The organism is Streptomyces polyrhachis (genome assembly GCF_042663125.1).
GTDB classification, from domain to species: Bacteria; Actinomycetota; Actinomycetes; order Streptomycetales; family Streptomycetaceae; genus Streptomyces; species Streptomyces polyrhachii.
In genome coordinates, this window is the sequence record NZ_JBHSZO010000033.1 from 58,895 (window position 1) to 68,743 (window position 9,849).

6 protein-coding genes and 3 pseudogenes are annotated in these 9,849 nt (G+C 69.3%); 3 read left to right on the top strand and 6 right to left on the bottom strand.

Going from position 1 to position 9,849, the window contains the following annotated elements:
- Nucleotides 1-9: 9 nt before the first annotated feature.
- A complete protein-coding gene (grpE, locus tag ACFQLX_RS19890) occupies nucleotides 10-510 on the top strand; it encodes a nucleotide exchange factor GrpE (protein WP_386417057.1) in 501 nt (166 codons plus the stop codon).
- Nucleotides 507-2,633 (top strand): Hsp70 family protein, encoded by a 2,127-nt coding sequence (locus tag ACFQLX_RS19895; protein WP_386417058.1) that lies wholly within the window; start codon nucleotides 507-509, stop codon nucleotides 2,631-2,633. The genes grpE and ACFQLX_RS19895 overlap by 4 nt, the downstream gene beginning before the upstream one ends.
- Nucleotides 2,634-2,731: 98 nt before the next feature.
- Here the strand turns inward: ACFQLX_RS19895 and ACFQLX_RS19900 are convergent, their stop codons facing one another.
- From ACFQLX_RS19900 to ACFQLX_RS19915, 4 genes and pseudogenes are all read right to left on the bottom strand, one after another.
- The gene (locus tag ACFQLX_RS19900) at nucleotides 2,732-4,279 is read right to left on the bottom strand and encodes an NCS1 family nucleobase:cation symporter-1 (protein ID WP_386417060.1); all 1,548 of its coding nucleotides are present in this window, start codon (nucleotides 4,277-4,279) and stop codon (nucleotides 2,732-2,734) included.
- Nucleotides 4,280-4,352: 73 nt separating this feature from the next.
- Nucleotides 4,353-5,360, bottom strand: a complete 1,008-nt coding sequence (locus ACFQLX_RS19905) for a TIGR03842 family LLM class F420-dependent oxidoreductase (RefSeq protein ID WP_386417062.1) — start codon at nucleotides 5,358-5,360, stop codon at nucleotides 4,353-4,355.
- Between the two features lie 37 nt (nucleotides 5,361-5,397).
- A pseudogene (locus tag ACFQLX_RS19910) lies at nucleotides 5,398-6,345 on the bottom strand (amidohydrolase family protein); the annotation flags it as partial.
- Between the two features lie 313 nt (nucleotides 6,346-6,658).
- Nucleotides 6,659-8,359 (bottom strand): recombinase family protein, encoded by a 1,701-nt coding sequence (locus tag ACFQLX_RS19915; protein ID WP_386417063.1) that lies wholly within the window; start codon nucleotides 8,357-8,359, stop codon nucleotides 6,659-6,661.
- A gap of 648 nt (nucleotides 8,360-9,007) precedes the next feature.
- Between ACFQLX_RS19915 and ACFQLX_RS19920 the strand changes: the two are divergent.
- Nucleotides 9,008-9,235, top strand: a pseudogene (locus ACFQLX_RS19920) (3'-5' exonuclease); the annotation flags it as partial.
- Nucleotides 9,236-9,395: 160 nt separating this feature from the next.
- On the opposite strand, the gene ACFQLX_RS19925 reads toward ACFQLX_RS19920, so the two are convergent.
- Both ACFQLX_RS19925 and ACFQLX_RS19930 read right to left on the bottom strand, forming a co-directional pair.
- A complete protein-coding gene (locus tag ACFQLX_RS19925) occupies nucleotides 9,396-9,692 on the bottom strand; it encodes a hypothetical protein (RefSeq protein WP_386417065.1) in 297 nt (98 codons plus the stop codon).
- A 43-nt stretch (nucleotides 9,693-9,735) separates the two neighbouring features.
- Nucleotides 9,736-9,849 (bottom strand): annotated as a pseudogene (locus ACFQLX_RS19930) (IS5/IS1182 family transposase); the annotation flags it as partial.

The window sequence follows — 9,849 nt, forward strand, 5'->3', positions numbered from 1 at the left end:
AGGCACCGGATGAGCCACCCCTTCCTCCCGCCGCCCGACCGCGCGCGGCCCACGATCCTCACCGCCTACGACGCGCACGAGCACTCCAGGACGGCGCTGCTGGAGCTGGTCGGCGTCCTGGACTCCTTCGACCGGGTGCTGGCGGCCGGCCCCGACCCGGACCCGGCCGGCGCCCACGAGCGGCTGCGGCTGCTCGGCGCCCAACTACGCGGCTACACCGACACGTTGGGGCTTGAGGTGGTGACCGCGACCGCCGGGGAGGACTACGAGCCGGCCCTGCACGAGGTGGTGGAGGAGCGCGCGGCGCCCGGCGCGCGGGCCGACGAGGTGCTGGAGACGCTGCGGCCCGGCTACCGCTTCGGCCGCCGGCTGGTACGCCCCGCTCAGGTCGCGGTGGCGGCGGACGCCGCTGCGGCCCGTACTCCCGCGGCCCCGGACTCCCCCGAGACCCCCGACATACCCGCCACCCCAGACACCCCCGGTCACGCCCCCCAGGAGCAGCAGCGATGAAGGCCATCGGCATCGACCTCGGCACCACCAACAGCGTCATCTCCCGCTACGACGGCGAGCGTTCGAGCGCGGCCGTGCTCACCAACGGCGAGGGCGAGACCCTCACGCCCTCCGTGGTCGCCGTGCGCGTACGCGACGGAAAGGAGTCGACGCTCGTCGGCCGCACCGCGGTCAACTTCGCGGGCCGCCAGCCCCAGGACACCGTCGTCTCCGTCAAGCGGCTGATGGGCCGCGACTACGAGGACCCGGCCGTCATCGAGGCCCGCGAGCGGGTCGCGTACCCGATCGTGCCGGGCGGCGGCGAGGACCCGCGCGCGCACGTGGTGCTGGCGGGCACCCGCTACCGGCCCGCCGAGGTCTCCGGGCTGATCCTGCAGAAGCTCAAGCAGGACGCCTCCCGGGTGCTGGGCGAGGACGTCACCCACGCGGTGATCACCGTCCCGGCGTACTTCCACGACGCCCAGCGCGCCGCCACCCGCGACGCGGGCCGGCAGGCCGGACTGACCGTCAAGAAGATCATCGACGAGCCGACCGCCGCGGCCGTCGCCTTCGGCCTGGACGCGGGCGCCGAGCGGCGCCGCGTCCTGGTCTACGACCTGGGCGGCGGCACCTTCGACATCTCGATCCTCAACATGGCCAAGGGGGCCAGCCGGCACGGGATGTTCCAGGTGCTGGACTTCCACGGGGACAGCTGGCTGGGCGGCGACGACTTCGATCTGGCGATCACCGCGCGGATCATCGACTGGGTGCGCGAGCGGCACGGCGTCGACCCCTTCGGCGACCGGCAGTTCCGCTATCTCGCCAAGGCCGCCGCCGAGTCGGCCAAGCGCCAGCTCAGCCAGGTCGAGGAGGCGGACATCATCATCCCCGCCGCCTTCCGGCCCGAGGGCGGCGGGGCGCTGGTCGACGTGGAGATGACCATCACCCGCGACGAGTTCGAGGAGATGGCCCGCGAGCTGGTGGACCGCACGATGCGGCTGGTGGAGGAGGCGCTGGGCCGGCAGAAGCTGAGCCGCGAGGACATCACCGACGTGCTGCTGGTGGGCGGCTCGACGCTGATCCCGCTGGTCTACCGGACGGTGGAGTCCTACTTCGGCACGGCGAAGGTACGCCGTGACGTCAACCCCATGGAGTGCGTGGCGCTGGGCGCGGGCATCCTCGCCGGGACGCTGCAGGGCGTGGAGTGCCCCGCCTGCGGACGGTCCAACGAGGAGTCGGCGGCCAGCTGCGAGTCCTGCGGCGCCTCGCTGGCGGACGCCGCCCCGGTGGACGCGCCCGTGATCTACGAGGTGACGGGGATGGCGCTGGGCATCGGCGCCGCCCAGGGCGAGCAGCGCGACGTCTTCGTGCCGATCATCCCGCGCGGTACGCCCTATCCGCTGGCCGAGCCGCGCAGCCGCTCCTTCTCCACCACCGACGGGCGCATGATCCGGGTGCCGGTCTACGAGGGGGACGATCCGGTCGCCAGCCGCAACAAGGAGCAGGGCGTCATCGAGTTCGAACTGCCGCACGACATCGGGGTGAACAGCCGGGTCGACGTCACGTTCAACTACGACGCCGACCGGATCGTGACGGTGCTGATCAGCGTGCCGGGGCGGGATCTGGCGCTGCAGACCACCCTGCGTACGGACAGCCCCCGCGCCGCCTCCCCGAAGAAGGCCGGGAAGGGCGGTGAGGGCGGCGACGCGGAGGCGCGCGAGCAGCTGCGGCGCACGGTCTCCACCGCCCAGCACTTCCTGGACACCTACGGGGAGTTCGTCTCGGAGCAGCAGGCGGCCGGACTGCGCCGCGACATCGAGCAGGCCCGGCACGCGCTGCGCGTCGGCGACACCGGCGAGTGCCGGCTGATGATCGAGCTGCTCTGGGCCCATCTGCTGGGCTCGGGCACCGCCTCCGCCCTGCTGCTGGCGGAACGCGCCACCGACGGGGCCTCCCCGCAGCTGGCCCGCCAGATCAGCGCCGCGGTGGCGGACGTACGGCGCACCCACCGCACGGGGCAGCCCGAGCAGACGGCGGAGCAGACCCGCGCCCTGCGCGCCCTGGTGGAGCCGGTACTGCGTCAGCGCTACGCCGAGAACCCGGAGCGCGACCCGGAGGGGACGGGCATCCTGCAGAGCCGGTAGGGGGTGGAGCCGACCCGGGTACGGCGGACGCTCCCGTCGCGTCCGCCGTACCCGGGTCGGCCGCCGGTCAACTCCCCGTCGGCCAACTCCCCATCCGGTCAACTCCCCATCAAGCGGCGCTCCTTGGCCATCAGCGGCAGCATCAGCAGCGTGTAGAGCACCAGTGCGGAGGCCAGGCCGACCGCCCAGCCGTAGTCCGCCAGCGGTTTGAGGAACGGGATCAGGCCGTCCGCCGGGAAGGGCCCCTGGGAGCCCGGCACCGTGTGCGAGCCCCCCACCGCCAGGACGCCGCCCACCGCGAAGGCGAGCACCGCGCGCCAGTTCCAGCCGGCCGCGTACCAGTAGCGGCCGTGCGGGCGGTAGAGGTCGGGCAGGTCCAGGTGGGTGCGGCGCAGCAGCCAGTAGTCGGCGATCAGGATGCCGGCCACGGTGCCGAGGAGGCCGCCGACCGTGCCGAGCCAGGTGAAGATGTAGACGTCCGGGGACTCGATCAGCTTCCACGGGAAGATCAGCACCCCGACGACGCCCGTGATCAGCGCGCCCGTACGGAAGTTGATGAGCTTGGGCGCCAGGTGCGCGAGGTCGTAGGCCGGGGAGACGACGTTCGCGGCGAGGTTCACCGAGATCGTCGCGACCAGCACCGTGACGAGCGCGTACAGCAGGCCGATCTTGTTGTCCGCCCTGCCCGCCAGCTGCACCGGGTCCCAGACCGCCTCCCCGTAGACCGCCTGCGAGCCGGAGGTGACCAGCACCGACAGGACGGCGAAGAGCGTCATCGTGGTCGGCAGGCCGAGCGACTGGCCCCAGACCTGGGCGCGTTGGCCCTTGCCGAAGCGGGTAAAGTCGGGGATGTTCAGCGAGAGCGTCGACCAGAAGCCGATCATGCCCATCAGCGCGGGGAAGAAGACCGGCCAGAAGTCCGCGCCCCAGCCGAGCTGCGAGGGCTGGTCGAGGAGCGGGCCGAGACCGCCGGCCTTGTCGGTCATCCAGACCAGCAGCACGATCGCGCCGACGATCACAAAGGGGGCCGCCCAGTTCTCGAAGCGGCGCAGGGTCTCCATCCCCCGGTGGATGATGGCGATCTGCAGCGCCCAGAAGAGCAGGAAGCACAGCCACAACGGCCAGGGCTGGCCGCCCACGTGCCCGTACGCGGCCCAGTCGGCCCCCAGCACCCCGCCGAGCAGGACGAAGATGCCCTGGCCGCCGATCCAGGTCTGGATGCCGAACCAGCCGCAGGCCACCGCCGCCCGGATCATCGCCGGCAGGTTCGCCCCGCGCAGTCCGAACGAGGCCCGCGCCAGCACCGGGAAGGGGATGCCGTACTTCGGGCCGGCGTGCCCGGTGAGCAGCATCGGCAGCAGGACGATGACGTTGGCCAGGGCGATGGTGAAGACCGCCTGGCGCCAGTCCATCCCGAGGGCGACCAGGCCGGAGGCGAGGGTCCAGGAGGGGATGCAGTGGGCCATGCCGACCCACAGCGCCATGAAGTTGTAGGTCTGCCAGGTGCGTTGGGCGGCGGGCAGCGGGCGCAGGTCGTCGTTGTAGTAGCCGCTGTCGGTGGGGATCACCCCGGGGGCCAGCTCGACGCGCCCCTGCGCGTCGGTTATCTGTCCCCCCTCCGCGGGGGACGGGGCGGTGGCTGTCATACGCGGTCCTCTCTAGGCGCGGGGCTGGAGGCGGGGCTGGGCGCGGGTCCGGGCGCGGGCCTGGCGGCGGGCCTCAACTCGCCGGGCTGAACGCGGGGATGACGTACTGCCCGTAGGCGTCGATCGTCGCCTCCTTCGCGTCGTGCATCGCGTAGACCGCGAACTGGTCGACGCCCAGCTCGCGCAGCGCCGTCAGCTTCTCGATGTGCGCCTCGACCGGCCCCAGCAGGCAGAAGCGGTCCACGATCTCGTCGGGGACGAAGTCCGTGGACGGGTTGCCCGCGCGGCCGTGGTGGCTGTAGTCGTAGCCCTCGCGCTCCTTGATGTACGCGGTGAGCGCCTCGGGCACCAGTGCGGAGCGCTCCCCGTAGCGGCTGACGAGGTCCGCGACGTGGTTGCCGACCATGCCGCCGAACCAGCGGCACTGCTCGCGGGCGTGCGCGAGGTCGTCGCCGACGTAGGCGGGGGCGGCGACACAGATGGCGACGTCGTCCGGGTCGCGCCCGGCGGCGGCCGCGGCCTCCCGTACCGAGCGGACCATGAACTCGGTGAGATAGGGGTCGGCCAGTTGGAGGATGAAGCCGTCCGCCTCCCGGCCGGCCAGCTCCAGCGCCTTGGGCCCGTACGCGCCCATCCAGACGGGGAGTCGGCCGTTCTCCACCCACGGGAGCTGGAGCGTGGCGCCGTCCACCTCGGTCTCGCGGCCCTCGGCGAGGTCGCGGATGGCGCGCATGGCCTCGCTGAGGCGGGCCAGGGTGTTGGGCCTGCGCCCGGCGACGCGCATCGCGGAGTCGCCGCGGCCGATGCCGCAGACGGTGCGGTTGCCGTACATCTCGTTGAGGGTGGCGAAGGCGGAGGCGGTGACCTCCCAGGCGCGGGTGCCCGGGTTGGTGACCATGGTGCCGACCTTGAGCCGGGTGGTGTGCTCCAGGATGCTGCTGTAGATGACGAACGGCTCCTGCCACAGCACGGTGGAGTCGAAGGTCCAGCCGTAGTCGAAGCCGTTGTCCTCGGCGCGGCGCATCAGGTCCACGACGGCGGAGGCGGGCGGGTCGGTCTGCAGGACGAGTCCGAAGTCCACTTCGGTCCCCTATCTCTGAGCTGGCTCAGGGTCGATCTCAGATCAGGTACTGGCAGGTGCCGCGCGGTACGTACTGGCCGTGTCCCGCGCGCCCTGTGAACTGCCGGTGGTCGATGACGGTTTCGCCCCGGGAGAGTACGGTCTCCACGCGCCCGGTGATCCGCCTGCCCTCGTAGGCCGAGTAGTCGACGTTCATGTGGTGCGTCTGCGCCGAGATCGTCTGCACGGCGTCCGGGTCGTAGATCACGAGGTCGGCGTCCGCGCCGGGCGCGATGGTCCCCTTCTTGGGGTAGATGCCGAACATCCGCGCGGGGGTGGCGCAGGCGATCTCGATCCAGCGGCGGCGGCTGATGTGACCGTCCAGGACCGCCTGGTGCAGGAGGTCCATCCGGTTCTCCACCCCCGGCAGCCCGTTGGGAATCTTCGAGAAGTCGCCGCGGCCCAACTCCTTCTGGCCCTCGAAGCAGAAGGGGCAGTGGTCGGTGGAGACCACCTGGAGGTCGTTGGTGCGCAGGCCGCGCCACAGGGCGGCCTGGTGCTCGCGGGGGCGCAGGGGCGTGGAGCAGACGTACTTCGCGCCCTCGAAGTCCGGCTCGGCGAGGTTGTCGGTGGACAGGAAGAGGTACTGGGGGCAGGTCTCGCCGAAGACGTTGAGCCCCTTGTCGCGGGCGGCGGCCAACTCGGCCACGGCCTCCTCGGCGGAGACGTGGACGACGTAGAGCGGAGCACCGGCGACGCGGGCGAGCTGGACGGCGCGGTGGGTGGCCTCCGCCTCCAGCAGCACCTTGCGGACCTCACCGTGGTAGCGGGGGTCGGTACGGCCCTCGCGCAGCGCCTGCTCGACAAGGACGTCGATGGCGATGCCGTTCTCGGCGTGCATCATGATCAACCCGCCGTTGCCGGCGGCCCGTTGCATGGCCCGCAGGATCTGGCCGTCGTCGCTGTAGAAGACCCCCGGGTACGCCATGAAGAGCTTGAAACATGTGCGGGTGCGCCCACGCACGTCGTCTGTCCGCCGTCGTCCCGACCGGCGGCGTCGGGCGTGAAGGGCGCAGGCGGGGTACACAGTTGGGGGTCGAAGGTACCCGTGATGTGGAGCGTGGGCAGGCCGTACAGCGGGGGCACGGGGGTGCCGCCGTAGTCGCCGAGTGCGCATACCGCCCTTCCCCACACCCCGGTGCTCAAGTAGTCCAGGGAGCGTTGGTAGATGGCCTGCGGACGATGCCCTTGTGTGACGTGCTCCGGTAGATCCTTCCACCTCAGACCGTGTCGAACCTTGTGGAGCGATGCCTCAAGGGTCACCCGGGGGGCACAATCCTGGACTTCTTCAGAGGTGTTGGCAAGAGCGCTGCGACCTGCGACCACTGCGTGTCGGTAAGCGGTGGCGGAACAAGGCGCCCGCGGTCGGTAAACCATGCCTCGAAGGGGCAGCCCTTGCTTCGGAGGGCCCCGGGCACCTCGCTGGCCACGTACACCCGGACATCCATCAGGTCGAGCAGATCGCGCTTCCTGTCCAGGGGGAGACTCTCAAGCTGGGGCTGGACGTTGCTTGCCAACTCCCGGATCGCGCTGACCCGTTCCGCCTGCTGCTCGGCGTCCCGCAGCCATTCCACGGTGTCGTCGCGCATCTGGCGCAGATGATGCTCCTTGTTCCGGATTTCTTCTTTCACCTGCTCGACAGCCTCGCGGAGGGCCCCTTCGGTTCCGTCGTCGCTTTCGTCCAGGGATACGGCCGTCACGAGAGCGGCCAACTGCTTCGTACGCATCCGCTTGCCCTGCTCGATCTGGGCATCAAGATCAGTGATGCGCTCGCGGTACGACCGCACCCGATCGGGGACATCGCCGAGCCACTCCTCGGCAAGCCGGTTGAGTTTCTCCTGGTCGCCGAAGACCTTCGCGACCTCCGCCCACACCGCCTCTTCGAGAGGGCCGGCCAGGATCTCCTGGCAGTCGCAGGGAGGTACGTTCCGGCGGCCACCGCACCGGTACGTGGTGCGGTCGCGCAGCGCCCGATACGTCCCCGCGTACCGACTCCCGCAGGGCGCGTGCGCACGGCTGCTCAGGAGATACCCCTTCTGCGTCCCCTTGGTGAAGGAGCGGCGGGCGAGCGCCTTCCGGACCTGCGCCACCCGTTCGGCGGGGAGCGGCATTGGAACGGGGATACGGACGGTGTCGCCGTACAGGGGCTGCCCGTCGGGTCCCACTCGGACAGCCCTGCCGCGCGGCGCCTCCGTGTTGCGGTAGACGATGTACCCGTCGAGGGCCGTCTGCGCGAAGGCGCGGATGAGGTTGGCGCCGTTCCAGGGCAGCCCGCGGGCGGTAGGGAACCCGAGCGCGTTCAGACACCGGGCCGCGTCCTCGGCGTTGCGGTGATCGTCCGCGATGAGCCGCGCGGCGTTCTCCAGCAGCAGTACGCCCTCCTCCCGAAGGGTCGGGGGGTCGTTCGAACCCTTGCCGGGGAGTTGGAGCCAGAACGGGGCGACACCTCCGGGCCAGCCGCCGGCTGCCAGCTTCTGCTCCCGGCCGCCCATGGTGCGATCGAGGATCATGGCGTGCTCGAGTTCGGCCATGTACGCGAGAAGGCTGAGCTGGATCCCGAACATCTCATCGTCGCTGTCGATCCGACCGTCTGCGGTGGCTACGCGTACGTTTTGATCGGTGGTGTCGTAGACCCACCGGTGAATGTCCTTCATCGTGCGACCGATTCGGTCGAGCTTCCCGAAGACAATCAGGTCGAACCGGCCGGCTGCGATGTCGGCATTGAGGGCGCTCAGATCAGGACGCTGGGTCAGCTTCCCGGATACGCCTCCGTCTGTGTAGACCTCAACTTCGTACCTCCCCTTCCCGAGCTTGAAATCCAGCCACTTCCTGCACTCATCGAGCTGCGTCTGAAGCCCGTACCCCTTGAGCTGCCTGGCGGTGGAAACGCGAAGATAGATGGCTGCACGAAGCTCTCCACTCCGACGCCCGCTCTCCTTATTGAAACGGTGCCGACTCATGACCATCCCTTCCGATAATAAAATCCGTGGATGGTGACCTTAGAAGCCCTTTGGGAATGTCAGCAACGCAATCGTTTCTTCCCACATCACTGTGTCTCGTTCGAGCTTCCTTGTTCATCATGAATCAATATGGAAGCCAAGTGCGCCCTCTCTGCCGAAGAGAACGTACGGGGAGCCCAGCTAGCAGTGATCGCAATTCGGCACGCTCGCACAAGAGGCGGCCCAGATTCCGGATTGGACGCGGGAAGGCAGCACCCCCTCAGAGGCCTCCTGGAGTCCTGAGGGGACGTCCGTCGACAGCGCTCAATCAGCGCCGCGCGAGACGACCCTTCTTCGTCCGAGGAGCACTGCAAGCCACCGATGCACTCCTTATCCACCGCACATGAGCTGTGACAGTTGACGTAAGACATGACGGAATGGCGCGCCATGAACAGGCATCTCTCGGCTGACAGCAGGGAAGGGAGGAAATCAGGCACCGACCGCGCCACTCCAACTCCCCGAGAGCGATCACGACTCCGGGCGTGAGCAGGGGCATGAAATCTCGACGCCGAGTAAATGAGACCCTGGGCGATACGACTGCCGTTTCCGTGCCTTTATATCGGGATTTCCTTCGGAGCGTTTCACTCGGAACATCCATCCCGACTTGCGACGATGCACCAAATCAAGGGCCTGGAGTACCGGGCAGTCGCGATCATCGGAGTAGGCGCGGACCATGCGCCACAGCCCGGCCCCGTCATCCCGGCCGTCGAGGACCGTACCCAACACGACCGCGACCTGCAGCGTGAGCGCTCACTGCTGTTCGTCGCGGCCACCAGAGCCCGCGAACAGCTCGCCATCACCTGGGCGGGGCCGCGCAGCCCCTTCCTGGAGGGAAGCCGCCGAGCGCCACTTCATGCCGACCGTCACCGCCGCGGCGGTGACGAGACACCGAGGAAAGTGCCCTGGGTAGCGGGGCCGGGGCAGTCATATGCCAGTACCCGATGAGGAGGCCAGGTGCAGTCGGGCAAGATCTTCATGAAGCCAAGCAAGCGCCTGGTCAGTTGCTCGGGGTATTGCCGTAGATGTCTGGGTGAGTGGCGGTGAGCATGTTGGCGGAGCGTGCCCAGCTGGACACGGGGATAGTCGTGGCCTTGATTTGCTGTGCTCGCGACCACAGCGTCACGTCCGGGTCCTCGGTCAGGGTGACCGAGGCGGTCAGTGCGCTTGAGCCCGGTGGCGCCGGCAACCACTGAAGAATCAACCGGGGCTCGTCCTCATATTGATCACCGGGCGGCACGACCAGTTCGGCGTGCAACTTCGTGGGCGCTGCTGTCAGCGACAAGGTGGTGGTCATGCCCGGTAGCCATTGCTCCACCACAGCTCGGTAAGAGGATGTCTCACGTGGTGAGCTTCGCGAGTCTCTTGTAGCAGGTGAGGGCTGCGGCAAGGCCGAGGAAGGCGAGGAAGTGGTTGCCTTTTCGTTCGTACCGGACGGTGAGGCGGCGGTAGCC

Coding starts and splice junctions, on each gene's coding strand:
- grpE (WP_386417057.1), top strand. CDS start 10: ATGAGCCACCCCTTCCTCCCGCCGCCCGACCGCGCGCGGCCCACGATC.
- ACFQLX_RS19895 (WP_386417058.1), top strand. CDS start 507: ATGAAGGCCATCGGCATCGACCTCGGCACCACCAACAGCGTCATCTCC.
- ACFQLX_RS19900 (WP_386417060.1), bottom strand. CDS start 4,279: ATGACAGCCACCGCCCCGTCCCCCGCGGAGGGGGGACAGATAACCGAC.
- ACFQLX_RS19915 (WP_386417063.1), bottom strand. CDS start 8,359: ATGAGTCGGCACCGTTTCAATAAGGAGAGCGGGCGTCGGAGTGGAGAG.
- ACFQLX_RS19925 (WP_386417065.1), bottom strand. CDS start 9,692: ATGACCACCACCTTGTCGCTGACAGCAGCGCCCACGAAGTTGCACGCC.